Here is a 25,411-nt window from a genome sequence, read left to right on the forward strand (position 1 = left end):
GGGTCGATCCTTCCACGCCTCAGGCCGCGTGCGCAGAACGGCCGATCCCTTACCCGGCCGGGACCGCTCGAGCGGCCGGAGGAAGGGGTCCTCAGGCGGGACCGTGCGTGGAATTCCCATAGCCCCCACCCCGCCCCGGCCAGCGCCGTCAACCGGACACCCCGGGAGTGCCGACGGCCCGAGGGGTTCGCACCCCGCGGGCCGTCGGGTCGGGACCGCCAGGGACGTCTGCCCTGGCTCGCCGGGCGGTCATGCCGCGCGGATGATGCTCTCGCGGGCTGCTCGCTCAGCTCGTCGCTGCAGCAGCATCGCCCTCAGGCGGGTGACCTTCCGGAGCGCCTGTGCGCGCCGGACGTCGCGAAGCTGCTCGCGTCGATACTCGTTCTCTGCTGCATAGAACTGTGGTTCCATGACTCTTCCTTCCTCGTGGTGTGACATCCACTCTGTCGGTGAGGGCAGGGTCGGGGCTATGGGAATTCCACGCACGGTCCCGCCTGAGGACCCCTTACCCCCGGCCGCTCGGGCGGTCCCGGCCGGGTAAGGGATCGGCCGTTCTGCGCACGCGGCCTGAGGCGTGGAAGGATCGACCCATGACTCTTCCTCTTCGTCTTGGGTACAAGGCTTCTGCTGAGCAGTTCGGTCCGCGTGAGCTGGTGGAGCTGGCGGTGGCGGCCGAGGGTCACGGGTTCGAGTCGGCCACGGTCTCTGACCACTTCCAGCCGTGGCGGCACGAGGGCGGGCACGCCCCGTTCTCGCTGACCTGGATGGCGGCGGTCGGTGAGCGGACCAGCAGCATCCAGCTCGGAACCTCGGTGATGACGCCCACGTTCCGGTACAACCCCGCCGTGCTGGCGCAGGCGTTCGCCACGATGGGCGTGCTCTACCCGGGCCGGGTGTTCCTCGGCGTGGGGTCGGGTGAGGCGCTCAACGAGATCGCCTCCGGTTGGACCGGCCCGTGGCCGGAGTTCAAGGAGCGGTTCGCCCGGTTGCGTGAGTCGGTCGAGTTGATGCGCGCCTTGTGGACCCAGGACCGAGTCAGTTTCGAGGGTGAGTACTACCGCACCGTGGATGCCTCGATCTATGATCGGCCCGACGGCGCAATCCCGGTCTACGTCGCGGCCGGCGGTCCCATGGTGGCCAGGTATGCCGGCCGTGCCGGCGATGGGTTCATCTGCACCTCGGGCAAGGGTGCCGAGCTGTACGCCGAGAAACTGATCCCGGCTCTCGGTGAGGGCGCGGCCAAGGCAGGGCGTGACGTGCAGGGCATCGATCGGATGATCGAGATCAAGCTCTCCTACGACACCGACCCGGAGGCCGCGCTGGAGAACACTCGGTTCTGGGCGCCGCTGGCGTTGTCGAAGGAGCAGAAGCACGACATCACCGACCCGGTGGAGATGGAACGCGCCGCCGACGCGCTCCCGATCGAGCAGATCGCCTCCCGCTGGATCGTGGGCTCGGACCCCGACGAGGTCGTCGCCGGCATCCGCCAGTACATCGACTGGGGCCTGAACCACCTCGTGTTCCACTTCCCCGGCCACGACCAACGCCGCGCCATGGAACTCTTCGAGCGCGACCTCGCCCCCCGCCTCCGGGGCTGAGGCTTTCAACGCTCTTCCGGCACCAGGCAACCTTCAACGCTGATCCGGCAGAACACCACTTTCAGGCTCTCCTGACTGATCCGTGGGGCGTGGTTACGGACGCGGCGTTGCCGCGAGCGTCATCACGGATCCTCTCGGGCGCCCACGCGCGGGCTGAAGCGTGACTGGCGTGCCATGTCGGCACCTCTGTCACGCCGGTGGCCACCGTGGCGTGACGGGCGTGCCGACATGGCAGCTGAGTCACGCCGACGCGAGCCTGGGCGAGGCACAGCGTTGAGGAAATGACACCAACGGCACGTGGCCCCCGCTTGCGGGCGAAGGGCGTTGAGAAACTGACACCAACGGCACGCCAGCCCCGCAGGCGAGTGCCAACGGCCACCCAGTATCCGCTGACTGCGACCCACGGATCAGTCCGGAGAGCCCGCTTTCAACGCCGTTCCGTCAACGGTCCACATCTCGGACGCCCGGCGTCTCACTCTCGCCGGAACAGCGTTGAAAGCGGTGGGGTGCCGGAAGAGCGTTGAAAGCGGCGCGAGGGTCAGGCGGCGCGGCGCTCGGGGCGCCAGTAGGCGCAGAAGTCGATGCGGTCATTGCGCACGCCCGAGCGTTGGGCGACCTTGCGGACGTCGAGGGCCATCGAGCCTTCGCCCGCGGTGTAGACGTAGTCCGAACGCCCGATCCTGGCGGCCCTGATCCCGCGTAGCGCTGCCTGGCCCGGCAGCTCGTGGGAGTCCCCGCGCACGAGCCAGCGCAGATCCAGCCCTGCCTCGCTGGGCAAGGCGCGCACGTCGTCGTCGTGCGGGACCTCGAGCAGGCAGGTGACGGGCACCCGCCCGTTCACGGATGCGAGGACGCCCTCGACGCCGGGGAGCCCGGTCTCGTCGGCGACGATCCAGATGCGGCCGCCCTCGGCGGCGGCAGTCTCGGCGTCGGCCGGCGCGAACAGCATCCCCTGGTCGAGGAAGCCCACCCGGTCGCCGGCAGACGCCCTGAGCGCCCACGCCGCTGCCGGGCCGTCGACCTCGCCCGACGGGCCGGCGTGCACCACGAAGTCGACGTCGAGCTCCCAGCGCCCCTCATGCTGCCGTGCCTGCCGGACCGTGTAGTTGCGGCACAGCGACCGGCGCACCTCGGGAATCGCGAGCCAGCGCTTGTACCAGCCGTCACCGGTACCGGATGGCAGCTCGAGACCGCCCCGATCGTTCGGGAGGAACAGCCGGAACCACTGGTCGAACCCGACGTGGCGGAACGAGGCGTCGAAGTCCTCACCGCCTGCCAGCCTCACCCGCACGAATGAGCTGCTCACCCGCTCCGAGCCCACCACCTGCAGCTCGTGGACGTGGCCGTCGGTAGGTCGCTGCGGCTTGCTGTCATCGCGCGCCATCAGCTGGTCGCGTCCTCGATCAGGGGAACGATGTTGTCGATCGCGTAGAGGGTGGAGAGCGGCCCTCCCATGGAGTAGGAGCTGGACAGGTCGCCGTCGAGCACCACGAACCGGCCGTCCTGAACCGCCGGAATCTGTTGCCAGAGCGGGTCATCGGTGATCTCGGTCGTCTCGATGAAGATCGGGAACGCGACGATCAGGTCGGCGTCGAGCAGGTCGAGCTGCTCGCTGGAGAGGTCCACGGAGAAGCCGCTGGAACCGACCGGGAGCGCCGCGATCTCCGGCGACTGCACGAAGCCGAGGTTCTCCAGGAAGCCGACCCGCTCGCTCCCCTCGATGTAGGCGCCCCAGCCCTCGGAGGTCTTGGTCGCGGCGGCGATCGTCTGCCCCTCCCACTCCGGGTGGCCCTCGGCGGCGGCGGCGAACGCTTCAGACACCTGGCCCAGCAGCTCCTCGCCCTCGTCGGGAACGCCCAGCGCACTCGCGATCAGGCCGACCTGCTGCTCCATCGTGACGAGGTAGGACTCGCCGCCCTCGGGCACCCCGACCGTGGTGGCGATCTGGCTCAGCCGGTCGTAGCGCGCCTGGTCACCGGAGCTCTTGACATCGAGGATCAGGTCGGGCTCCAGTGCGCCGATCGCCTCGAACGAGGGCTCGAGGGTGGCGATGATCTCGGGCGCCTCGTCGTACAGCCCCTCGGCCCAGGGGCCCACGCCCTCGCCGCCGAAGCCGAGCCAGTCGGAGGCTCCGACCGGCTGGAACCCGAGCGCCAGCGCGATCTCGGCGTCGCCCCACCCGATCGCGACGATGCGTTCGGGCTGCTCCTCGACCGTGACGTCACCGAACGCCGTGGTGACCGTGACCGGGAAGGTGCCCTCCGCCGTCGTGACATCGCCACCGCCGCCGGTCGTGGTCGGGTCCTCGGCGGGACCGCCGGAGGAGCATGCCGCGAGGGCGAGCAGTACTGCGGTCGCAGCGAGGACGGCACGGAACGGCTTCATGTGGAGCTCCTGGCGGGGACGTCGTGATGGGACCACTGGTCGCGGATTCGCAGACCCAGACGTGGTCTCGATGCGAAAGGTTAGCCTAACCTTATTCCTCGTGACCACCCACGTGAGTGCCGCGGATGCCGACGCCGCGCTCGTTGCTGATCGGCGCCGCGACCGGCCGGTCTCGCTCCGTGTGGTCGCGCTGCTGCTCGCCCTGGCGGCGCTCGTCGCCGTCGTGATCGCGAGCATCCTCGTGGGGAGCCGCGATCTCGATGTCGCCACCGTGGTCCGGGTCCTCCTCGACCCCGACGCGGCGGACCCGGGCGGCGTGATCCGGCTGAGCCGCCTGCCACGCACAGCGATCGGACTCGTGACCGGCCTGGGCCTCGGCCTGGCAGGCGCGTTGATCCAGGCGGTCACCCGGAACCCGCTGGCCGACCCTGGCATCCTCGGCGTCACGGCAGGATCCGGTTTCGCGGTGGCGATCGCGGTCAGCGTGCTGGGCCTGACGCGCCCGTCGCAGTTCATCTGGTTCGCGTTTCTCGGCGCGCTGCTGACCACGGTCGCGGTCTATGCGGTCTCGGCGTCGAGCCGCGGGTCGACCTCGCCTGCGCGACTGGTACTGGCCGGGATGGCGCTCTCGGCCGTGCTCAGCGGCATCGTCACCGCGATGGTGCTCGCCGATCCTCGCGGCTTCAACGCGATGCGCGCCTGGGAGGCCGGGTCGCTGGAAGGCCGCTCCTGGACCGGGTTCGGAATCATCGCCACCTGCATCGGGGTCGGCGCGGTGCTGGCACTGGCCCTGGGACCCTCGCTCAACGCCGTGGCACTGGGCGACGACATGGCTGCCGCACTCGGTGCGCGGGTCGGCACGATCCGCACCTTCGCGATCATCGCGGTCACCTTGCTCGCCGGTGGTGCCACGGCACTCGCCGGCCCGATCGCATTCGTGGGCCTGATGATCCCGCACGTGGCGCGCTGGATCGCCGGTCCCGACCAACGCTGGATCCTCACCCTGACGGCGCTGCTCGCGCCGATCCTGCTGCTCGCCTCCGACATCGTGGGCCGCATCGCGCTCCCGCTCGACGAGCTCCCGGTCGGTATCGTCACGGCGTTCATCGGGGCACCGGTACTGATCGCGCTGGTCCGTCGGACCAAGGTGAGCGGGCTGTGAGCGCCACGACGACCGCCGCCCGGGTCTCGGGCGAGTCCAACCCGATCCGCCGACGGCGCACGGTCACCCTGGTGCTTCTCCTCGCCACGGTGATCCTCGCCCTGGTGGGACTGCGCTTCGGCGACGACCCGATGTCGCTCGGTGAGGTGCTGGCCGCGATCGCGGCGGGTCCTGACGGCGGCTACCAGTCGACCGTGGTGCTGCTGTGGCGCGCGCCTCGTGTGGTGGGCGCGATCTGTTTCGGCGCCGCCCTCGGCATCGCCGGAGCGCTGTTCCAGACCCTCACGCGTAACCCGCTCGGATCGCCGGACATCATCGGCTTCACCACCGGCGCGTACACCGGCGCCATCATCTCGGTCACGGTGGTCGGGACCGCCTTCATGTCGACGGCGACCGGTGCCCTTCTCGGTGGGTTCGCCACCGCCGTCGTGGTGTACCTGCTCGCCTACCGCGGTGGCCTGAGCGGGTTCCGCCTGATCATCGTGGGCATCGGCGTGACGGCGATGCTGTCCGCATTCAACACCTGGCTGCTGCTGCGCGCCCAGACCGAGGTGGCGATGACCGCCTCGATCTGGGGGGCGGGGTCCATCAACCTGGTGTCGTGGTCGGCGGCCGCGCCGGTGCTCATCACGCTCGCGGTGCTCGCGCCGGTGGTGATGCTGACTGCGCCGAGCCTGCGCCAGCTGGAGCTCGGCGACGACGCGGCCCGCGCGCACGGCGTGGCGGTCGAGCCCGTGCGACTGCTGGTCCTGGCCGTCGGGGTGGCCCTGACCGCCACGGTGACTGCGGCCGCCGGCCCGATCGCCTTCATCGCGCTGGTCGCCCCGCAGGTGGCACACCGGCTGACCCGGAGCGCCGGGCTTCCGCTGCTCGGCTCCGCCCTCGTGGGCGGCATGCTGCTGCTGCTCGCCGACCTGGCGGCGCAGTTCGTGGTGCCGATGCCGGTGCCGGTGGGCGCCGTCACCGTGGTCGTCGGCGGGCTGTACCTGATCGCACTGCTGGTCGTCGAGGCAAGGAGACGCCGTTCATGACCGCCGCTCCCACGGACAGGCCGCCGTCGCGGCTCTTCACCGACGCCGTCACACTCGCCTACGACCAGCGGGTCATCTCCACCGACCTGTCGGTCAGCGTGCCCGACGATGCCTTCACGGTCATCGTGGGTCCCAACGCGTGCGGCAAGTCGACGCTGCTGCGCTCACTGGCCAGGCTGCTGCGCCCCACCACCGGAACCGTGGTGCTCGATGGCCGGGCCATCTCGAGCTATCGCGCCAAGGAGGCCGCCCGCATGGTCGGCCTGCTCCCCCAGACCGCGATCGCACCCGATGGCATCACCGTGGCCGACCTCGTGGGTCGTGGCCGGTTCCCGCACCAAGGTCTCGTGCGGCAGTGGACGCCCGCCGACAGCGACGCCGTGCAACGTGCGATGGCGGCCACCGATGTGACCGCGCTCGCGCACCGGCACGTCGACGAGCTCTCGGGCGGGCAGCGGCAGCGCGTCGGGGCAGCCATGGCGCTCGCGCAAGAGACGCCGATCCTGCTGCTCGACGCGCCCACCACGTACCTCGACATCGCGCACCAGATCGAGCTGCTCGACCTGTTCGCGCGGCTGCACCGGCAGGGCACCAGCGTGGTGGCGGTGCTGCACGATCTCAACCACGCCGCCCGCTACGCGACCCACCTGATCGCCATGCGCGAGGGTGCGGTCGTGGCGGAAGGCCCGCCGTCGCAGGTGTGCACGGCCGAGATGGTCGAAGAGGTGTTCGGTCTGCCGTGCGTGGTGATCCCGGATCCGGTGACCGGCACGCCGCTCGTGGTGCCGCGGAGCAGCCCGGAGCGCTGATGCCTCACTCGTGCCTGAGCATCACCACGCGCCGCAACCCGAGCTGGGCCAGGACACCGAGCGCGGCGACGACCACGAACATCGGGATCGGGTAGAGGAGGCCGAGCGCCCCGCCGCTGTCCGCGAACTGGAAGCCCTGCGAACCGAGCAGTCGGATGACGACGCTCGGGGCGGTGAGGTTCTCCTGCGAGCTGTTGACCACGTAGGAGGGCAGCAGCGACTGCGCCTGCGTCACCAGAAGCACCGCAGCGGCACCGAGCGCTCCGGCGCCGACCACGCCCCGCATCGACTGCGGCGCGCGCTGGCGCATCCCCGCAAAGAGGAGAGCCAGAACCACCACGGCGCCGACCACGACCGCCGGGCTCGGGATCTGTCCCACCCACGAGTCGAGCAGACCCAGGTCTCGGGTCGCGGTGAAGTGCTGGAGCATCAGCGGTCCCGGCCCGACGAACAACCAGGGCGCCAGCGGCAGCAACAACCACAGGCTCGCGTTCCCTGCGGGCCGGCACCATCCGATCGCGAACGCACCGATCAGGGCCACGGCGACCTGGATCAGGGTGCCGAGCGCGGCGGGCAGCCATGTCGAGATGGTGACCTGCAGCGAGGAGACCGTGGGGTCGGGCGGCGAGCTGAGGCTGCCGAGCAGCACCGGTGCGTGCAGCACCAGCATCACGACCAGCACGATCGCTGCCGCGATGATGCCCACGATCCCAGCGGTACCGGTGGGTCGCGACGGGCCGCCCGGCGCTACCGGATCCGCCACCGCGCCACCCTCGCGCACTCCCAGGTGCATCCGGCCGAGCAGCAACGCCAGCATCGCGACCATGCCGAGCACGCCCGCGAGCAGCAGCAGCACCCCGCTGGTGGCTGAGCCGCGCCCCCAGTCCAGCATCACGAATCCCTGCTGGTACGCGAGGTAGAGCGGCGTCATCGTGCTGTTCTCGGGGCCGCCGCCGGTGAGCACGAGCGGCAGGTCGAGCAGTTGCGGGCCGAGCGCGAGCATGCCCGTGAACCCCACCGCGAGCACGATGGCGACGCCGCGGCCAGGCGTGTCGCCGCCCAGCACCGCAGCGAAGGCGGTGGCGAAGGCGGCCGTCAGCAGCGGCAGCGCCGCGAGCGTCACCGAGACGATGACCAGCATCTGTGCGTCAGCTGGGCTCCGGATCCCCTCGCTCGCGAGGTACCGCGCGAGGCCGATCCCGAGCGGGACGAACAGCGCGCCGGTGACGCCCACGAGGATGCGGATCGGGCGAGCCAGTCCCTGCTGGGGTGTCATCCCCGCACCGATCGCGAGCCCCAGCACGGCCGCTGCGACTGTCACCGGCAGCACGGCCAGCAGGCTGAATCCGAGCGCCGGCATCAGCTGCGGCATCACGTCGGCCCAGTTCTGCAGCCCGACCGACTCCCCGGAACCCATGAACGGGTTGCCGCTCGAGGTGCTGTCCACCATCGTGGCGATCGTGGGGATCAACAGCTGCCAGATCACCAGCGCGTAGAGCAGAGCGACCCCGATCCAGCCAACCGCTCGCACGTTCGACGGCGGAGCGCCGCCCGGGTACGCGGCCGCGCCACCCGAGGTGGAGGCGTAGGGCGAGTAGGACGGTTCGCTCGGCGTGCCTGCGTGCTCACCGCCCGGCGCCGTCCCGTACGGGCCCGGGCCGGGCCGATAGGTGCCGTCTACGGGCTGGTGAGCACCGCCGTCGGGCTCGTTCGAACCGGGACCGGTGGGTGGCGCGGACATGGGGGTCCTCTCCGTCAACAGGGCCACCAACCTACGCAGGTGGTCAAGAACCGGCCATGGACAATGCTGCCCATGCGCGAGGATGGGCCGATGACGTGGAGCGAGTCGCAACCCGATGTGCTCGGCGGCGAGTGGAGCGCGCGCACCCTCGAGCTCACCGACGAGAACGGTCCGGGCATCGCTACGCTCGTGCACCGTGCTGACGCCGGGAGCCGGCCGCGCGCGATGCTCTACGTGCACGGGTTCGTGGACTACTTCTTCCAGGATCACCACGCGCAGGAGTGGATCGACCACGGCTACGACGTGTACGCGCTGGACCTGCGCGACTACGGCCGGTCGATCCGCCCCGGCCGCACCCCGAACTGGATCACCGACCTGCGCGACTACGACACCGAGATCGACGCCGCGCTCGCCTTCGTCAGGTCGCAGGGGCACGAGGTCGTGGTGCTCGACGGCCACTCCACCGGCGGCCTGATCGCCGCCCTCTACGTGCACGATCACCCTGGGTCGGTGGACGCGCTCGTGCTCAACAGCCCGTGGTTCGACCTCAACGCCTCCTGGTTCGAGCGGGTCGTCGCGACCAGGGCGATCGATCGGCTCGGCCTCACGCACCCCACCCTGCAGGTCGCCTCCCTCGGTGAGCCGTACGGCCGGTCGATCCACGCGAGCTCCGGCGGCGAGTGGGACTTTCACCTGCCGTGGAAACCGCACGAGGGGTTCCCGGTGCTGGCCGGCTGGCTGCGGGCGGTCCGACGTGGCCACGCGCGCCTGGCACAGGGCCTCGCGATCGTGGTCCCGGTGCTGGTGGCGACCTCGGGCCGCAGCGGCGACCGCACCAGGCCCACCGAGCAGGACCTCGCCGGTAGCGACGTGGTGCTCAACGTGCAGCACATGTGGAAGCGTGCGCCGCTGCTCGGACCGCGTGTGCGCGTGCTCCGCGTTCCGGGTGGGCGACACGACCTCACGCTCTCCGAGCCCGCCGTCCGCGCCCGCTATTCCGCGTCGCTGTTCGACTGGTTGGAGCGGGTGCTGCCCTGAGTGCGGCTCCCCTACAGTGACGTGCGATGACGCAGACCGTCGCGGCACCACCCGAGCAGCAGTCGTGGTCACAGCTGCTGGGGCTCGGACTGCTGCGCACGAGCTGGCGGCTGTTCGCCGCCCACTGGTGGCAGCTGGTCGCGGTCGCCGCCTGCGCGTACGTGGCGCACGACCTCGTGATGCGGCTGGCGCTGCTGGCCTACCGCGCTGGCGCGCTGCCGGGACTGCTGGTGTTCTCGCTCGTGCCGCTGGTCCCTCTGGTGGCGATCGTGCTGATGCTGCTGGTGCTGCGTCAACGGCAGGGGACGCGCGGCGGGGTGGCCGCGTTCGTTGCCGCGATCGGCAGCGTGCTGGTGCCGTTCCTCGTGGTCTACGAGAGCCAGGGCGATTTCACTGACGATCTGAGCGAGTTCCTGTACGGCGGCTTCCAGGACGTCGCCGACGAGCAGATGGCGCTGGGGTTCGCCGGCGAGGAGACCGACCCGAACGCCTACGACCACCTGGCTATCGACACCAGCGCTCCGCTGGTCCTGGCCGTGGTGGTGCTCGCCTTCCTGCTGCGCGCGGTCGGTGCCCGACTCGCGGCCAAGGACACCCTGTGGGAGGGCAGCGGCGCCAAGCGCGGGTTGCGCACGACCTTGCACTCGCTGGTCGGGTACGCGGAGATCGTCTGGATCGTGGTCGGTGCCGCCGTCATCAACACGACGATCCGGGGCCTTCACGACTGGTGGCAGGGACGCCGCCTCGGGCGCGCTCTCGCGGACTGGTGGGAGTCCGTCACGATCTCGCTCCCGACCTTCGGGACGATCGGGGAATGGCTCGTCACCGCCGTCGGGACAGTGCTCGACGGCGTGGTGACCGGCTTGGTCACTCCGCTCGCCTGGTTGGCGATCGGGGTGGTGATCTACGGCCTGTCGGCCGCCGACAGCATCTCGGAGGACGAGGTGGTCGATGCGGTGCGGCGGCAGTCGCGCCTGCAGAAGGTGACGCAGCGGGTCGACCCTGCTGTGGTCACGCTCGCGTGGCGCAGGATCGCCGACACCGAAGGGCACTTCGGCGCGCTGCTCGGCGGTGTGGCGATGATCCTGCGGTCGCGGTTCGCGCCGGTGCTGGTGTTCTGCCTGCTGTACACGGCGTTGTCGACCTGGCTGCCGTACCTGCTGTGGGATCTCGCCCGGACCTTGCTGAGCCGGATCGACTACATCGACTGGCTGGCACTGTACGGACCGATCCAGGCCGTCTCGCAGATCGTCGTCCTGTGCGTGACGGCCCCACTGCTCGCGGCGTTCGCCGACGCCCTGCTCACCCGGTTCGGCGCCCGGTCGCAGCTGCGGCTGGCCGATCAGGGGATCGGGAGCTCGATGTAGTCGGGGTTCAGGCTCGATGCGATGACGTGCACGGAGACCGGTTCGGCATCAGCCGGCACCAGCACGAGCAGCGCCTGCTCGGGCGGGATCTCGTCCGAGGGTCCGGGCGCCGCGCAGGCGTACCTGAACTCGTACCCGTCCACGAAGTTGTCCACGAAGTAGTTGGCGTAGAACTGGCGCCCTTGCGCATCGACGAGCAGGGCGTCGCAACTCACGGCCCCCTCGTGGGTGGACTCGGTGGCGAGGACTACCCGCCAGGCGTGAAACCCTGCCGGGGGCTGCCAGTCGCTGCCCGGCAGGGATGGGCTGTCCCCCAGGTCGGTCGCTTCCACGAGCGAGACCGTGATGCCGTGCATGCTCGCTGCGCCGGACTGGTCCACGGCGGCGGGCTGGCTCGGCTGGTTGGTACGCCAGGTGGTGCGGGCGTAGTCGGTGGCGATCCAGGCGGTCGCGAGCAGCCCGACCACCAGCACGGCGACCTGCGCCGCCAGCCAGATCCTGGCCCGCCGCTGCTGGGGCGACCGCACCGGCGCCGGCGGCACGGCCTCGCCCCACACCTGCGGATCCGGCGCGTTGACCTCGGCGATCCCACGCGGCGGGGTGGCGATCTCCGCCTCGGGACGCGGCTCCTGCTGACTCATCGGTCCCCCACCGCCAGGGTCTCCTGCTCGGCGATCTCCAGCACGTCCACCACGTCGCCGGCCTCGAGGTCGAGCGGGATGCGCGCGTACTGGGTGGGCATCGGACCGTAGATCTGGATGCCGGGATCGAACACCAACGTGAGGTCTTCGAGCGCATCCGGTGCCACCTCGAACGCCAGGTCACCGCGGATCCACACGTCGGGTCCGGCGAGCCAGGTACTGGAGAACGTGCGGTTGGAGACCGGGAACTCGCGCCCGTCGCCGGATCGCAGCACGAGGCGGGAGCCGCTCGGGACGCGCGGCTTGTCGGTGGTGGCGTAGGAGAGGTGGACGACCACCCACACACCGTCGGTCTCGGTGGGAGGCGGCGGCTCGAAGCGGCAGCACTGGACCACGCTGGTAGCCGCGTCCACCCCACTGACGTGCAGCGTGAACGGGTGGGCGCTGACGTCCTCGCCGATCTGGCCGGTGTTCGCGGTCGGCCCGAACGGCAGCAGCCGCGCGTCGGCGATGTTCGTGAGGACGCCGAGGGCGACCGCGACCACCGCAAGCCCCGCGATGACCCAGCGGCGCCGCATCAGAACTCGTCCTCGGGTTCGAACAGCGGCGGCGGCAGCTGGGTGCGGGGCAGCTCCACGGTCCACACGTCACCGAGCGACATCCACCGGTTCTCGTTCGACATCGGGCCGAACGTCCACATCGACTCGGTCATCGTGGCTGTGAGCGTCTCGGGCACCGACTCGGCGTCGGCGATCGGCCACAGCAGCGCGACCTCGGTGCGCACGCTGGGCAGTGCGTTGCTTCCCATGGTGCCGTCGGCCACTCGGTAGGCGTCGGACGGCACCACGTCGGTCGCGGACAACAAGGCACCCTCGGCGAGCTGCGGAACGAGAGCGTCGCTGGCCGGGCCGGGGAACGTGAGCGAGATCGGGGAGTCCGTGGTGTTCTCGACCTCGACGATCACCCCCAGCCACGCGGTGGCACCGTCGATGAGCTCGAGGTCCGACCGGCTGGTCTCGTCGGAGACGAAGTACGCCTGCGGCCGGATGGTCATCGGCCCGAGGTCGATGTCCTCGCCGGGGGTGGCGTCGTAGCTGCGCGCCTCCGCCTCACCGAACCCCCCGAGCGCCGCCAGGATCACCGGGACCAGCAGCAGCCCACCCACGAGCAGCCGCCGCGGCCAGGTAGCGAGCAGCAGCGTGAGCACGGTCCGCGCCGTGATCGCCCCCGCTTCCATGCTCACGCCCGCAGACTACCCACGGGACCCCCCGCCCCTCCCGCGGAGCGGTGACCCTGGTCCCACCTTTCCCGCGGAGCGGTGACTCCAGTCCCACCGAGGCGGGCCGCGTGGGACCAGGTTCACCGCTGCGGCGTGACGAGTGGTGACCGCACGATGGGGAGTGTTGTCCGCAGCCTCGCGCAGACCTGACCCGCCGGGCGCCTATCATCGGCGCAGCACTCACACGATCCGAGAGGACCGCATGGCTACCAAGACCGTCACGCTGCTCGTCGACGACATCGATGGCGGTACCGCGGACCGTACGGTCGAGCTCGCACTCGACGGCGACCGCTTCGAGATCGACCTCTCCACAGCGCACCACCACGAGCTCGTGCGTGACCTCGCCCGGTACATGGCGGTGGCACGCCGTGTCGGCGGCGGCGCGGATGAGGGTGCTCCCACGCCGTACTACAGCACCACCAAGGCCGACCCCCGCGCCGTGCGCGAGTGGGCCCGTGCCAACGGCATCGACCTCCCGCAGGGCAAGCGTGTCCCGAAGGACGTCATCGAGCAGTTCCACGCCGCGGGGAACTAGCACCCACCTCACCGCCAGCCCGCCGAGATCACAGATCTCGGCAGCCTGGGTGGCTGAGCCGGCTATCGGGTCAGGCGTTCGGCGAGCCCGGATGCTCGTGGCACGTCCGTGCCGACGGCGGCTCTCACCGAGTCCTCGGTGCCCACCACGCGTACGCGGTGGGTCGCGCGGGTCACCGCCGTGTACAGCAGCTGGCGGGTGAGGAGCCGGGATGCGTCGTCAGGGAGCAGCACCGTGACATCGCGAACCTGACTGCCCTGGCTGCGGTGCACGGTCATCGCGTGGGCTGAGCGGACATCCGGGAGCCGGCCGATGGCCAGCCGCCGGGGCGCATCCGTGCCGCCCGAGGCCAGCACCGCCTCCAGCCGCATCTGGTCCTGGTCCTCGACCGCGACCACCACCGCGAGGTCGCCGTTGTACAGCCGCAGCCCGTAGTCGTTCTCGGCGACGATCACCGGGCGGCCCGCGTACCAGGTGCCCAGCGACCCGCGCTGCTCGGCATCGGCGAGGGCGCGCTCGATCCGGCGGTTCCAGTAGCCGGCGCCGAACGGCCCCTCACGGTGAGCGCACAGCAGGCGGTGCTCGTCGAGCAGCTGCAGCGCCCCTGCCGCGTCACCATCCAGGGCCGCCCGGCGCATTGCCACCGCGTGCGTGATCAGCTGCTCCTCGACATCCGCGGCGCGTTCCACGAGCTCGATGCTCGGGTCGCTGCCGCCACCACCCTGCTCGAGCAGCTCGAGCACACGGTCCGGTTGGTCATCACGGATCGCCGTGGCGAGGTCTCCGATGTCGCTGCCGAATCGGTGGCTGTGGGTCAGCGTGCGCACCTGGGCCGGGCCGTGCTCACCCAGACCGGCGACGAGATCGCCGAGCACGGCGCCGGCGTCCACCGAGGCGAGCTGATCGGCATCCCCCACCAGCACGAGCCGGGCATGAGGCCGCATCGCGTCGAGCAGCCGCGCCATCAGCGTGAGCGAGACCATCGAGGTCTCGTCGACCACCACCACGTCGTAGGGGAGCCGGTTCGCGCGGTGGTGCCGGAAGGTGCGCCGTGCCGGCATCCAGCCGAGCAGTCGGTGCACCGTGGATGCCGACAGCGCCGCCACCCGCTCCTTGACCTCGCCCGCGGGGAAGTCCGCGCGGGAGGTCGCCTGGGTGATCGCCTCCCCCCTCCGGGCTGCCGCGCGCCCGGTCGGGGCTGCGAGGGCTACGCGCAGGCCGGGCTCACGCTCGAGCAGCACGCCCAGCAGCCGCGCGATCGTGGTGGTCTTGCCGGTCCCGGGACCGCCCGTGACCACCGTGGTCCACGCGTGGCAGGCGGCCTCGGCGGCGGCACGCTGGTCGGCGTAACCATCGGTCTCGCCCTCGGCCGCCGCCGGGAAGTACCGGGCGAGCGTCTCCTCCACCCCGTGCGGCAGCGACGGCGCCGCCTCGCCCCTGGCCCGCAGATCCCGCACGACCTGGCCCTCCTCGGCCCAGTAGCGGTCGAGATAGAGCCGGTGCTCGTCGAGCACGAGCGGGGTCACGGCGTCGCTGGCCGCCTCGCGCACGAGCGGTGAAGCGAGCAGAGCCGCCCGCCACTGATCGGCCCCCCACGCGTGCTCCCCCAGCAGCTCGGCCACGCGCGGGCTGTCCAGGTCGAGACAGACCGACCCCTGTCGGACCGCCCGGACCGTCAGCGCCGCCGCCACGAGCACGCGCTCGTCCTCGCAGCCGCCGAGCGCCGCGAGCCGGCGTGCCACGTGCACGTCCGCTGCCGCGAGCCCGTCGGGGTGGTTGAGCTCGGCGAGCAACCCGCTCGCCGACCGCGCCATATCGCGCCCGAACGGATCGACCTGTTCGTTCGCACTCTCGTTCGCCGGAGCCGACGCCGTCATGCCACCGCCTCCACGCCGTCGAGCAGGTCCGAGATCTCCGTGACCAGACCGGCCGGGGGCCGCCACGAGAACACGCCGCACGGCTGCCCGTCCACGATCGGCGTCTCCGGGCCGCACATCCCGCGCACATACAGGTACAGCACGCCGCCGAGGTGCCGCTCCGGGTCGTATCCGGGCTGCCGCCAGCGCAGGAACCGATGCAGCACCACCGCGTACAGCAACGCCTGCAGCGGGTAGGAGGAGTGAGTCATCGCCTCGGCCAACCGCACCGGTGCGTAGGCGCTCGCGAGCAGCGGCTCGTCGAGCGGCCCCAGCCAGTTCGTCTTGTAGTCGACCACGAGGTAGCGCTCGCCCACCCGCAGCATCACATCGACCGACCCGGTGAGGTAGCCGCGCAGCCGCTGCCCCGCATAGGCCGGGTCGCTGACGACCTCGGCGTACGGCAGCAACGGATCGCCCGCCGGCAGGTGCCGTCGCAGCCGCGGGGCGAGGTCGGCGAGGGTGGGGTCGCCGCCTCCGGGCAGCTCGTCACCCCCGTGCAGGGGCAGCTCGAAGTCGAGCTCCGCCAGGCGGTCGGTGAGCCCGATCTCGCGCAGAGTGGTCCCGGCCAGCGGCCCGAGCGGGGTGTCGCACACGGCGACGAGCGCCTCCGCGAGCCGCTCGACATCGAGCCCGGCCACGGGCCAGCGCACCTGCGCCTCGGCGACCCGCGCGAGCATCTCGGCTCGCAGATCGCCGTCGTGACCCGACGCAGCCGGGTCGGGGTGATCGAGCGCAATGTGCACGAGCGACCCGAAGGTCGCCCCCGCCGGCAACCCCGCCATCGGGGACGGCAGATCTGCCTCGACGACGGCGGTGCTCGCCACCGCGATGTCGGGTTCGTCGTCGCGCGGGGTCTCCTCGGGCTCGCTGGCGATCAGCCTGCTGCCGATCTCCGCCTCGGCCGCCGCACTGAGCGACGTGTACGACGTGCGCCGCCACACCATGTCGATGAGCCGGCTCCAGTGCCGTGCCGTGAGCTCGAGCATCGACGATCCGCCGCCGATCTCGGCGGCCGCGACCGGGTCGGCGGTCTCCACACTGAGGGCACCGATGGCCTCCCACTTCTGGGCGTGCTCCCGGGTGGCGGCATCGTCGAGGATCGGCACCTCGTGCGGCACGTCGGCCGCGCCCGGGGTCCGCCCGAAGATCAGCCGGTGCAGCGGGGAACTGGGAGTGTTGCGACCGCTCGGCAGCCACCACGCCACGACCTGCGACTTCGCGCGGGTGAGCGCCACGTAGGCGAGCCGGAGGTCCTCGCCCAGGTCCTCGGACCGTGCGGCCGCGAGCGTGGACGTGGCGAACGGCGCTCCGCCGACGTCGAGGCAGCGGACGCCGGCCTCGTCGTGGAACAGCGGGAACGTCGGGTCGCCGATGAAGTTGTCGGCGAGGAACGGGAGATAGACGATGCCGAACTCCAGGCCCTTGCTGCCGTGGATCGTGAGCACCTGCACGGCGGCATCGTCGCTGTCGAGGCGCCGCGGCCGCTCGGCAGCAGCCGCTCCCGTGGCACCCTCGCGCATCTGCTCGCGCAGCCAGGTGCACAGCGCGATGACCCCCAGATCGTGCGTGTGGGCGTGCTCGTGCAGCACCTCCGCCACGTGCCGCAGGTCGGTGAGCAGCCGCTCGCCGCCGGTGGTCCCGAGCACGCGCTCGAGCATCCCCGCCCCCGCTGCTGCCTCGAGCACCGCGGCAACCCCGCGCTCGCGCAACAGGTCGCCCCATGCGCGCAGTCGCTCAGCCAGCTCGTTGGTGACGCCTTCGCCGTCGTCGGCTCCCAGTTGTGCCGCGGTCATCCCGAAGAACGCCGTGAGACCGGCGGCACGCACCCGCCCGGAGATCTGCGGCCTCTCGATCGCCTCGAGCAGGGCGAGCCACTGCCGGGCACCCTCGGTCGTGAACACACTGCCGCCGGAGGCGAGCACCACCGGGACGCCGGCCTCGGTGAGCGCTTCCGCCACGAACGCCGCCTGTCGGTGCTTCGGGCACAGCACGGCCACGTCACTGGCGCGCAGGTCACGCCCGCTGATCGTGGCGCCGGAGTTGAGCAGCTCGCGTACGTCGGCAGCCAGGTCCCGCGCCACGTGCTGGCGCAGCACGTCGACCTTCGGACCGTACCGGCCGCCACCGAACCGGGCGCGGTCGAGCACCCGGAGCCGGAACGGTGCCGGGTTCGGGGCGCCCTGCAGCCGGCCTTCCTGATGGTGGGCGTCCACGTCGCGGACCACGATCTCCGGATCGCCCAGCTCGGCCCCGGTCAGCAACGTCTGCAGCCGGTCGAGCAGTGGTGCGTCGGAGCGGTAGCTCGTGCCGAGGGTCGCGATCGTGCCGGCCGTGCGGCGGGCCTGCAGATAGGTGACCACGTCGCCGCCGCGGAAGGCGTAGATCGCCTGCTTCGGGTCGCCGATGAGGACCATGCGTGCGTGGCCGGTGAACGCACGGTCGAGCACCTGCCACTGCACCGGGTCGGTGTCCTGGAACTCGTCGACGAGCACCACCGACCACCGCTGCCGCATCCGCTGCCGCGCGGGCGAGTCCTGGCTCTCGAGCACCTGCGCGAGCTGGCTCAGCAGGTCGTCGTAGGACAGCACGCCCAGGCGCCGCTTGCGGACCTCCATCTCGTCCCGCACCGCGGTCGCGAACCCGAGCCGCCGCGCAGCCGGCGAGCCGGGCGTGGCGTCACGAGGTTCGAGCCGCGCCGACGGATCACCCACGGCCTTCCGCGCGATCTCCAGCGCCTCCTTGCGAGAGAACGCCGGGTCTCCCGCGCGTGCGAAGCCGCGCAGGTAGAGGTCGTCGACCACCTCGACCAGCAGCTCGTCGAGGTCCTCGACCAGGGTGGCCCCGGCGTCGGTGTCGCCGGCGACGCCCAGCCCCTTGAGGACCATCTGGCAGAACTGATGCGTGGTGGCGATGGTGGCGGCGTCGAACCGGCCGAGCGCCTCGCGCAGCCGGCGGGCGCGCACCTCGCGCACCTGGTCGTCGACGGCCAGCAGGTAGGCGGTCATCGCGTCGCCGGTAGGTTCCTCACCTCGCTCGAGCGCGGCGAACGCGCGCTCGACCTCGACCAGCCGTTCCCGCACCCGCTCCCGCAGCTCCTGCGAGGCCGCGCGCCCGAACGTGACCACGAGCATCTCCTCGAGCGGTGCCACCCCCTCGACGACCATGCGCGCCACGAGCGCGGCGATCGTCCAGGTCTTGCCGGTGCCGGCACTGGCCTCGAGCATCGTGGTGGTCGCCTCGGCGGGCAGGTCGCCGTAGACGCTGAACACATTCGGGGTTCCCGACGGCGCAGCCTCGTCGGTCCTCTCTTCTCGCCCTGGTCCGGGCGTCTGCTCGCTCATGCGGGCCCTGCCTGCTCGTGCTCCAAGAGCGGCTTCCACACGCGGACGGCGAACTGTCCGAGTCGCGTCGCCTGGGTGTTCCAGCGCTCGTCGTCGCGCGCGAAGTCCATGAGCAGACCGCGTTGCAGCTCGGCGGGGAGCTCGACGTCGGGGCGCAGCGGCAGCCCGGCGCCCCACACCAGCGCGTGGTACTGGTCGTCCTGCTCGCCCTCGAACTGGCCGCCGTGCCACGGCCGCCATGCGGCGTAGGCACGATCGTTGTCGGACCCGGGGGTCTCCGCCCAGGTGGCCGCGGTCTTGAGCGGCAACGGGATCGGCTCCACCATGCCGCGCGCGTAGACATCGACCAGCTCGCTGAGGAAGGCCCTCGCGTTGTCGGGGTCGACCGGTCCGAGCGTCGAGCGCTGCGGCCCTGGCTTGCCCCCGGCGCCGTACACCTCGGCGGTCCAGCGGCCGTCGGGGTGCGCCGCGGTCAGCGCCAGCAGGTCGAGCCACGCGGCGAGCCGGTGCCGTGGGCCGAGGCGGCTGTAGGAGACCCGCACGATCGTGCTGCCTCGTAGATCGGGGACCTGCCCCGTGACCCGCACGCCGTCCACGTCCACGGTGATGTCCGAGGTCTCGGCGGCACGGCTGCGCGCCGCCGCGCTCACCGCGACCAGCGCTTCCACCGTGTCGTGCACCTTGTCGAGCACGGGGGTGCCGAGCCGCAGCGGCGGGATGTCACCGCGGGCACGCTCAGCGACCTCGACGGCCGAGAGCTCGTCACCGGCTAGCACGCGGGCGAGCACGCGATCACCGATGGCCCAGGCCTGCAGGCTGTCGAGCTCTACCGGGATCGCGTCCGACGGCTCGTCCTCCTCCCACGGCAGGGCGACATCGAGACGTTGCCGCACGAACGCCCGCACGGGGTGGGAGAAGAACGACTGAAGGTCGGCGAGCAACACGTTCGCTCCGCCGTCGGACATGGGAAGTCCACCGGGCAACGGGCCGGTGAGGAACGGCGGCGGCAGCCGCCGCGAGCCGCGGGCGGCCAGCGCACCCTGCAGCGCTGCGCGGTCGAAACTGAAGGGCTGCTGGTCGTGGGTGAGGCGTCCGGCGGTGAAGTTGCGGGCATCGAACGGCTGGAGCGGGTGTCGGGTGAGGACGTGCTCGCGGACCCGCTCCGCGGCCGTGGCGTCGAGGGCGTCGAGCAGTTCACCGATCGGCACTGCCGGCGGGCGCACCTCGCCTTTGATCTCGTCGGCGCCGGTGTAGGTGAGGACGAGCCGATCGGTCGCGGCGAGCACGGCGTCGAGCAGGAGCTGCCGGTCCTCGGCGCGCACGTCCCGTTCGCCGGTGCGCGGCCGGCGCGCGAGCGCGTCGTCGCCATCGGTGCTCGCGAGCCGCGGGTAAGCGCCGTCGTCGAGCCCGACCAGTGCGATGACGCGGTGCGGGACCGACCGCATCGGGACCATCGTGGAGACCGTGAGCGCGCCGGTGCGGAAGTTGGCACGGGTGGCGCGGCCGGCGAGCCGCTGCTCCAGCAGCACGCGCACATCGGCGAGCCGCAGCGGCACATCGTGACCGCCTGCTGCCTCGGCGATGCCTGCGAGCTCGCGGTCGGCCTGCGCCCGCTGCCAGGCCTCGTCGGTCCCAACCGTGCCGAGCGCATCGATCGCGTCGGTCAGCGCGACGACCCACTCCGAGGCGCGTCGGGCGCTGCCGAGGGCACGCACGTTCGTCTCGAGCCGGTCGATCAGCTCGGCCAGTCGGCCGGCGAGATCGATGGCGGCGCTGCCCACGTCGTCGAGCGGGAGTGTGCCGCCGAACCGCCGCTGACCCCGCTCGGCCATGCCCACGCCGAGCAGCAGCCGGTCGAGCCCCAGGCGCCAGGTGTTGTGCGGGTAGCCCGCGAGCGCGAACGGTTCGCGCAGATCGGCTGCCAGCCCCCAACGGGTGCCGGATTCGGCCACCCACTGGGAGACCTGCTCCAGGTCGTCGTCGCTCAGTCCGAAGCGGCGGCGGACGGCGTCGGTGCTCACCAGGTCGAGGACCTCGCTCGCGGTGGCTCGACCGCCGGCGATCTCGACCACGCGGGCGGCGAGGTCGAGCAGCGGGTTGGTGCGCGCGAGCCCGCGGTCGGCAAGACGCACCCGCAGACCGTGTGCCGGGTGCCCGCCGCGGACCACCTCGGCGAGGCCGAAGCCGGCCTCGAACAGGGTGGCGTAGGACTCGATGTCCGGGCACATGACGAGGATGTCGCGGGGCTCGAGCGTGGGGTCGTCGGCGAGCATCCCCACGAGGACCTCACGGAGCACCTCCACCTGCCGTGCCGGGCCGTGGCACGCGTGCACCTGGACCGAGGCGTCATCGGGGCGCAGCGGTCGGGAGGCACGGGTGTCGGCATCGGGAACGGCGTCCAGACGCAGGTCGTGCTGGAGCCAGTGGAGCAGGGTGGTCCCGGCACGGTCCGGCGCGGCGTCCACGGCGGTATCGGTGGCGGGCTGCAGCGGCGCGAGCGTGCGTTGCAGCTCGCGAGCATCACGGCCCAGGCTCGCGAGCAACGGGTGCCGGACGGTGAGTGCGGTGTGGTCCCGTGTGCGCAGCACGGGGCCGTCGGCGATGTGCGGGGCGAGCCTGTCCCACAGCTCGCCCGAGGTCTGCGGCAGCCACAGGTGCACCTCGCGCACCTCCCCCACGGCCGCGAGCAGCTCCACCTCGGTCACCGGCAGCCGGGTATGACCGAACAGCGACAACCTGGTGGGCAGCGCGAGTGGTTCGCCTGCGCGGATGCGGGCGAGCACATCGGCGTGACGAACGTCCGGCGGGACCCCCTCGACCCGATCCTCCAGCCGCCGGTACAGCTCGGGCTGCCACCGCAGATCCTCATCGAGCGCATGCCCTTGCCCGTCGCTGTCCTCGCCGGCACGCCAGGCAGCGAGAATCGACGGCCGCTGCACCGCGTACCCCGAAAGCAGGCCGGCGAGCCGTCGCGCGAGCGAGTAACGCCGATCCTGACGGCCCTCCGCCCGGGCTGCGTCGCCGTCGTCGACCGCCCCGAGATGCCGCGCGAGCGTGAGCGCCCACGGCTCGGCGATCGAGTCATCGATCGTCGCGAGCAACGGCCAGACCAGCCGGTCCGGATCCCACGGATCGGTGCGCTCAGTCCCGGTGAGCAGGGCGACCAGCGACCGTGGCGAGACGAACCGCACCCCCGCACAGACGCCGTCGGCCCTCCCCTCGCTCGCCCCGAGCCGGTGCGAGAGCCGCTGCGTCAGCCAGCGCTCCACCCCACGCGCCGGCACCACCACGACCTCCTCCGCGAACGGGTCCGCCAGCGGGCTCGCCAGCAGCCCGGCCAGCTCGTCAGCGAGACGGTCAGTCCGGTGCGCGCGATGGATGTGCACTGCCACCTGGGCAGGCTATCGGCGGGCTCCGACATCGGCGTCGGCGGGCGCCTGACAGCGGTCCAGTCTCGCCGCGAAGTCGCCGAGGAACTCGGCGCGGCGGTCGCTCACCCAGCGGGCGCCCAGCCAGGGGCCGATCGCCATCTGCGGGTCGGGATCGTCGCTCCACCAGTGCGGGTGATCTGCCGAGATCTGTGCCGCCGCCTCCGGCGTCGGGAGCGTGGTGATCACCGATCCGGTCCTGCCGTCCAGCTCCGCATGCGAGCTCTGCAGCTGCAGCGTGATCTCGCGGCAGTGATACACGCTGAACCGGAACTCGAGGCGGCCGTCCACGAGCACGCCCGGAGCGAACGGTCCGCCACGACGACCGTCGACGACCAGGCGCGCAGAGTGGTCGCCGTCGCCATATCCCTCCGGCACCTCCAGAGCGATCTCGATCGGCGTGTTGACCTCCACCTCGACTGCCTGCGGAAGGTGCGCGAAACGCGAACCGCGGCCCGCCCACAGCGGCACGAAGCGGCCACCCCAGCTCGGCTCGGCAGGCTCACGCGGGCCCTCCAGCAGCCACGTCACCGTGGGGGTGTCGCCCATCTTCAGGTGTGGCAGCTGCGCGGCGAAGAAGTCGCCGAGCGCGCCGTGACCGGCGGCATGCTCCTGCACGAACACGGTGTTGTCCGGGCCGGTCAGTTCCGGCCCGCGCTCGAAGAACCCGCGATAGGTCGAGTTCGACTCGATCATCCGCAGGCGCGGGTGGCTCCGGAGGATGGACGAATAGGCGTTCACGCTCCACAGCGTGTTCGGCCCGCCGATGTAGTGGACCCTGATCGAGTCGACGATGTCCGGCGCGTCGTGCAGCGCCTGGGCCACGTCGTCGAGGCCTCCCCACACCGCGATCTCCAGGACCCGCTCCTCCGGGCGCCGCGCACACTCGACGATCCACTCCGACCCCTCGGTCGGGCCGGTGAGGCCGTCGTGACCGGCGACCTCGACGGAGCCCTGCTTCGCGATGCTGCGCAACGCACCCGGCAGCGGATACCGCTCGTCGTGGCCGACCAGGTTCGGGTAGTCGCGCTCGTAGCAGTCGATCACCCGGTGAACGTCGGAGACGCGGCCGGCGCCGTACGGTGAGGCGATCAGCCCCTCGAGGTCGAGCACGTCCGCGTAGAGCAGCAAGTGCACCATCGACTGGAAGTCGTCAGGGTCGGTCCCGCCGATGTCGGTGGAAACCAGGACACGGGGGCGTGGCTGCGTTGTCGGCACGGAGCCTCAGCGTACGCCGACCATCTTCCCGCTGATCCACCTGCTCAGCGCCGCCATCAGCACCGAGACACCGATCGAGATCAGCCCGATGACCAGGAAGTACGGCACCTCGTTGTTCGGGTCGTAGCCGGCGCTGGCGGCACCCGCGACCGAGGAGCCGATCGCGATCGACAGGAAGAACAGCGCGATCATCTGCGTGTGGAAGGCGCGCGGCGCGAGCTTCGTGGCCAGCGACTGACCCACCGGCGACAGGAACAGCTCCGCCATCGTGAAGAAGAACAGGATCATCACGATCCACAGCAGCGGCGTGGAGTTCGCGCCACCGCCCGCCATGGGGATGAACAGCAGGAACGCGACGCCCATGACGAAGGTACCGATCGCGAACTTCCACGGCGTGGTCGGCTGCCGTGGCCCCAGCTTGGTCCACATCGCCGCGAACACACCGGCGAACACGATGATGAAGATGGGGTTGATCGAGTTCACCGAGGCCGGGCTCATCTCGAACGAGCCGATGGTGCGGTCCAGCCGCTTGTCCGAGTACACCGCGAGCACCGTGAACTGCTGCTGGAACAGCGACCAGAACGTCGCGCTGGCGATGAACATCGGGATGAACGAGATCACTCGGGACCGTTCATCGGCGTCGATCTTCGAGGACGTGAGGATCACGGCGAACAGCGCGATCGCCGCCAGCACGGTGATGACGGCGACGATGGTCGCGAGCCGCTCGGGGGCGAGCAGCCCGGTCAGAGCGGCGATGACGATCAGCACCACGGCTGCGGCGGCCGGGACCGCGTACCGCAGCCACTCGCCCTGGCGCAGCGGGTTGGTGGGCCTGGCCCCGATCCCCCGGATCGTGTTGCGGCGCAGCAGCAGGTACTGCACCAGACCGAGGGCCATGCCGACCGCGGCGGCGCCGAAGCCCCAGTGGAAGCCCTTCATGCCCCAGAGCCATCCGGTCAGCAGCGGGCCGAGCAGGGCGCCGAGGTTCACGCCCATGTAGTAGATCGAGAAGCCCGCGTCGCGCCGATCGTCACCCTGGGCGTACATCTCGCCGAGCACCGAGGAGGTGGTGGCCTTCAGGGTCCCGGACCCGACCGCCACGCACACCAGACCCACCCCGACGCCCACGAACCCCGGCAGCACCGCGAGCGCGACGTGACCCACAAGGATCAACGTGGCCCCCGCCGTCAGGGTCTTCTCCGCGCCGAGCACCCGGTCGGCCACCCAGGCTCCGAGGATCGCAGAGAGGTAGACGAGCCCGCCGTACGCACCGACGATCGACGTCGCAGCCACCTCGTCGAGCCCCAGGCCACCTCGTGTGACCGAGTAGTACAGGTAGAACGCGAGGATTGCCTGCATCCCGTAGAAGCTGAACCGCTCCCACATCTCGACGCCGGCGAGGTTGCCGACCCCGAGCGGATGCCCGAAGAACCGTCGGTCGTTCCGAATGGTCTCGTCGACTTCTGGCTCAACAACCGGTGAGCTCGCCATGCGCCCAGCCTGGCACTGCTCTGCACCGCATGCGCGCGATCGGGCGGGGTGTCCTCAGATCGTCACAGGCCACGCGGTGGCCGTTTCCCTGCCCGCACGGTAGAAAGAGGCATGGCGACTCAGCCCGACCTCACGCCCGATCTGGCGAGGGCGGCGCGCGCTCTCACCCAGGTGTCGCTCACGCATCTCGCCGCGCGGGCGGGTGTCTCCAAGGAGACGCTCCGCGGTTTCGAACGCCACAGCGCCTCTCTCACCGACGACGAGAAGGAGCGGCTCGTCGACGCGTTGCTCTTCTTCGGGGTGGTGCTGTTTCCCGACGACGACCGGGGCGGCTACGGCGTCCGTCGCAAGTTCAGCGCCTCGAAGGTCAAGCGCCTCGAGGTCTGGGAGGGCGAAGGCGGCCCGGTGGCCGAAGACGACATCTGAGT

The 25,411-nt window shown here is 71.3% G+C and carries 20 protein-coding genes; 8 read left to right on the forward strand and 12 right to left on the reverse strand.

Annotated features, from left to right (window positions below):
- Nucleotides 1-249: 249 nt before the first annotated feature.
- Nucleotides 250-411 carry a hypothetical protein gene (locus tag ACOJSN_RS12085; protein ID WP_420112748.1) on the reverse strand — a complete coding sequence of 54 codons (162 nt, stop codon included), beginning with the start codon at nt 409-411 and terminating at the stop codon, nt 250-252.
- A gap of 179 nt (nt 412-590) precedes the next feature.
- On the opposite strand from ACOJSN_RS12085, the gene fgd reads away from it, so the two are divergent.
- Nucleotides 591-1,598, forward strand: coding sequence for a glucose-6-phosphate dehydrogenase (coenzyme-F420) (gene fgd / locus ACOJSN_RS12090; RefSeq protein WP_420112749.1), 1,008 nt, complete (start codon nt 591-593; stop codon nt 1,596-1,598).
- Between the two features lie 538 nt (nt 1,599-2,136).
- Here fgd and ACOJSN_RS12095 read toward each other — a convergent pair.
- Together ACOJSN_RS12095 and ACOJSN_RS12100 are read right to left on the reverse strand one after the other, a co-directional pair.
- Complete coding sequence (locus tag ACOJSN_RS12095) at nt 2,137-2,982, reverse strand: siderophore-interacting protein (RefSeq protein ID WP_420112750.1); 846 nt, start codon at nt 2,980-2,982, stop codon at nt 2,137-2,139.
- Nucleotides 2,982-3,983 carry an iron-siderophore ABC transporter substrate-binding protein gene (locus ACOJSN_RS12100; RefSeq protein WP_420112751.1) on the reverse strand — a complete coding sequence of 334 codons (1,002 nt, stop codon included), beginning with the start codon at nt 3,981-3,983 and terminating at the stop codon, nt 2,982-2,984. Before ACOJSN_RS12100 ends, ACOJSN_RS12095 begins: the two co-directional genes overlap by 1 nt.
- A gap of 100 nt (nt 3,984-4,083) precedes the next feature.
- Between ACOJSN_RS12100 and ACOJSN_RS12105 the strand changes: the two genes are divergently transcribed.
- The 3 genes from ACOJSN_RS12105 to ACOJSN_RS12115 are packed head-to-tail and all read left to right on the forward strand — an operon-like array spanning nt 4,084 to nt 6,985.
- The gene (locus ACOJSN_RS12105; protein WP_420112752.1) at nt 4,084-5,145 is read left to right on the forward strand and encodes a FecCD family ABC transporter permease; all 1,062 of its coding nucleotides are present in this window, start codon (nt 4,084-4,086) and stop codon (nt 5,143-5,145) included.
- Entirely contained in the window at nt 5,142-6,176 is a 1,035-nt protein-coding gene (locus ACOJSN_RS12110; RefSeq protein ID WP_420112753.1) for a FecCD family ABC transporter permease, read from the forward strand. The genes ACOJSN_RS12105 and ACOJSN_RS12110 overlap by 4 nt, the downstream gene beginning before the upstream one ends.
- Complete coding sequence (locus ACOJSN_RS12115) at nt 6,173-6,985, forward strand: ABC transporter ATP-binding protein (protein ID WP_420112754.1); 813 nt, start codon at nt 6,173-6,175, stop codon at nt 6,983-6,985. Before ACOJSN_RS12110 ends, ACOJSN_RS12115 begins: the two co-directional genes overlap by 4 nt.
- 4 nt (nt 6,986-6,989) lie before the next feature.
- Here the strand turns inward: ACOJSN_RS12115 and ACOJSN_RS12120 are convergent, their stop codons facing one another.
- A complete protein-coding gene (locus tag ACOJSN_RS12120; RefSeq protein WP_420112755.1) occupies nt 6,990-8,726 on the reverse strand; it encodes a hypothetical protein in 1,737 nt (578 codons plus the stop codon).
- A gap of 72 nt (nt 8,727-8,798) precedes the next feature.
- Between ACOJSN_RS12120 and ACOJSN_RS12125 the strand changes: the two genes are divergently transcribed.
- Together ACOJSN_RS12125 and ACOJSN_RS12130 are read left to right on the forward strand one after the other, a co-directional pair.
- Entirely contained in the window at nt 8,799-9,764 is a 966-nt protein-coding gene (locus tag ACOJSN_RS12125; protein WP_420112756.1) for an alpha/beta hydrolase, read from the forward strand.
- Between the two features lie 26 nt (nt 9,765-9,790).
- Nucleotides 9,791-11,131 carry a hypothetical protein gene (locus ACOJSN_RS12130; RefSeq protein WP_420112757.1) on the forward strand — a complete coding sequence of 447 codons (1,341 nt, stop codon included), beginning with the start codon at nt 9,791-9,793 and terminating at the stop codon, nt 11,129-11,131.
- On the opposite strand, the gene ACOJSN_RS12135 is transcribed toward ACOJSN_RS12130, so the two are convergent.
- The 3 genes from ACOJSN_RS12135 to ACOJSN_RS12145 are packed head-to-tail and all read right to left on the reverse strand — an operon-like array spanning nt 11,107 to nt 13,015.
- The gene (locus ACOJSN_RS12135; protein ID WP_420112758.1) at nt 11,107-11,772 is read right to left on the reverse strand and encodes a hypothetical protein; all 666 of its coding nucleotides are present in this window, start codon (nt 11,770-11,772) and stop codon (nt 11,107-11,109) included. The two genes, ACOJSN_RS12130 and ACOJSN_RS12135, sit on opposite strands and share 25 nt — an antisense overlap.
- Nucleotides 11,769-12,350, reverse strand: coding sequence for a hypothetical protein (locus ACOJSN_RS12140; RefSeq protein ID WP_420112759.1), 582 nt, complete (start codon nt 12,348-12,350; stop codon nt 11,769-11,771). Before ACOJSN_RS12140 ends, ACOJSN_RS12135 begins: the two co-directional genes overlap by 4 nt.
- Nucleotides 12,350-13,015, reverse strand: a complete 666-nt coding sequence (locus ACOJSN_RS12145) for a hypothetical protein (protein ID WP_420112760.1) — start codon at nt 13,013-13,015, stop codon at nt 12,350-12,352. Before ACOJSN_RS12145 ends, ACOJSN_RS12140 begins: the two co-directional genes overlap by 1 nt.
- A 238-nt stretch (nt 13,016-13,253) precedes the next feature.
- Between ACOJSN_RS12145 and ACOJSN_RS12150 the strand changes: the two genes are divergently transcribed.
- Nucleotides 13,254-13,586: a histone-like nucleoid-structuring protein Lsr2 gene (locus ACOJSN_RS12150; RefSeq protein WP_420112761.1), complete on the forward strand. Its 333-nt coding sequence runs from the start codon at nt 13,254-13,256 to the stop codon at nt 13,584-13,586.
- Nucleotides 13,587-13,648: 62 nt separating this feature from the next.
- Here the strand turns inward: ACOJSN_RS12150 and recD are convergent, their stop codons facing one another.
- From recD to ACOJSN_RS12175, 5 genes are read right to left on the reverse strand one after another with little or no spacing between them, the layout of a single operon-like run.
- Entirely contained in the window at nt 13,649-15,463 is a 1,815-nt protein-coding gene (gene recD, locus ACOJSN_RS12155) for an exodeoxyribonuclease V subunit alpha (protein ID WP_420112762.1), read from the reverse strand.
- Entirely contained in the window at nt 15,460-18,846 is a 3,387-nt protein-coding gene (locus ACOJSN_RS12160) for a UvrD-helicase domain-containing protein (RefSeq protein ID WP_420112763.1), read from the reverse strand. Before ACOJSN_RS12160 ends, recD begins: the two co-directional genes overlap by 4 nt.
- Nucleotides 18,843-22,238, reverse strand: a complete 3,396-nt coding sequence (gene recC / locus ACOJSN_RS12165) for an exodeoxyribonuclease V subunit gamma (RefSeq protein WP_420112764.1) — start codon at nt 22,236-22,238, stop codon at nt 18,843-18,845. Before recC ends, ACOJSN_RS12160 begins: the two co-directional genes overlap by 4 nt.
- Nucleotides 22,239-22,247: 9 nt before the next feature.
- Nucleotides 22,248-23,492 carry a DUF1593 domain-containing protein gene (locus ACOJSN_RS12170; RefSeq protein ID WP_420112765.1) on the reverse strand — a complete coding sequence of 415 codons (1,245 nt, stop codon included), beginning with the start codon at nt 23,490-23,492 and terminating at the stop codon, nt 22,248-22,250.
- Between the two features lie 6 nt (nt 23,493-23,498).
- Nucleotides 23,499-24,983 (reverse strand): peptide MFS transporter, encoded by a 1,485-nt coding sequence (locus ACOJSN_RS12175; RefSeq protein ID WP_420112766.1) that lies wholly within the window; start codon nt 24,981-24,983, stop codon nt 23,499-23,501.
- Between the two features lie 111 nt (nt 24,984-25,094).
- Here ACOJSN_RS12175 and ACOJSN_RS12180 point away from each other — a divergent pair, with 111 nt between their 5' ends.
- Nucleotides 25,095-25,409: a hypothetical protein gene (locus ACOJSN_RS12180; protein WP_420112767.1), complete on the forward strand. Its 315-nt coding sequence runs from the start codon at nt 25,095-25,097 to the stop codon at nt 25,407-25,409.
- Nucleotides 25,410-25,411: the final 2 nt, after the last annotated feature.

The organism is Pseudactinotalea sp., from assembly GCF_048594945.1.
In the GTDB taxonomy this organism is placed as follows: domain Bacteria; phylum Actinomycetota; class Actinomycetes; order Actinomycetales; family Beutenbergiaceae; genus Pseudactinotalea.

Bases quoted from the DNA above. Each gene is read 5' to 3' on its own strand.
- ACOJSN_RS12085 (WP_420112748.1), bottom strand. From the start codon at position 411: ATGGAACCACAGTTCTATGCAGCAGAGAACGAGTATCGACGCGAGCAG.
- fgd (WP_420112749.1), top strand. From the start codon at position 591: ATGACTCTTCCTCTTCGTCTTGGGTACAAGGCTTCTGCTGAGCAGTTC.
- ACOJSN_RS12095 (WP_420112750.1), bottom strand. From the start codon at position 2,982: ATGGCGCGCGATGACAGCAAGCCGCAGCGACCTACCGACGGCCACGTC.
- ACOJSN_RS12100 (WP_420112751.1), bottom strand. From the start codon at position 3,983: ATGAAGCCGTTCCGTGCCGTCCTCGCTGCGACCGCAGTACTGCTCGCC.
- ACOJSN_RS12115 (WP_420112754.1), top strand. From the start codon at position 6,173: ATGACCGCCGCTCCCACGGACAGGCCGCCGTCGCGGCTCTTCACCGAC.
- ACOJSN_RS12120 (WP_420112755.1), bottom strand. From the start codon at position 8,726: ATGTCCGCGCCACCCACCGGTCCCGGTTCGAACGAGCCCGACGGCGGT.
- ACOJSN_RS12125 (WP_420112756.1), top strand. From the start codon at position 8,799: ATGCGCGAGGATGGGCCGATGACGTGGAGCGAGTCGCAACCCGATGTG.
- ACOJSN_RS12130 (WP_420112757.1), top strand. From the start codon at position 9,791: ATGACGCAGACCGTCGCGGCACCACCCGAGCAGCAGTCGTGGTCACAG.
- ACOJSN_RS12135 (WP_420112758.1), bottom strand. From the start codon at position 11,772: ATGAGTCAGCAGGAGCCGCGTCCCGAGGCGGAGATCGCCACCCCGCCG.
- ACOJSN_RS12140 (WP_420112759.1), bottom strand. From the start codon at position 12,350: ATGCGGCGCCGCTGGGTCATCGCGGGGCTTGCGGTGGTCGCGGTCGCC.
- ACOJSN_RS12150 (WP_420112761.1), top strand. From the start codon at position 13,254: ATGGCTACCAAGACCGTCACGCTGCTCGTCGACGACATCGATGGCGGT.
- recD (WP_420112762.1), bottom strand. From the start codon at position 15,463: ATGACGGCGTCGGCTCCGGCGAACGAGAGTGCGAACGAACAGGTCGAT.
- ACOJSN_RS12160 (WP_420112763.1), bottom strand. From the start codon at position 18,846: ATGAGCGAGCAGACGCCCGGACCAGGGCGAGAAGAGAGGACCGACGAG.
- ACOJSN_RS12175 (WP_420112766.1), bottom strand. From the start codon at position 24,983: ATGGCGAGCTCACCGGTTGTTGAGCCAGAAGTCGACGAGACCATTCGG.
- ACOJSN_RS12180 (WP_420112767.1), top strand. From the start codon at position 25,095: ATGGCGACTCAGCCCGACCTCACGCCCGATCTGGCGAGGGCGGCGCGC.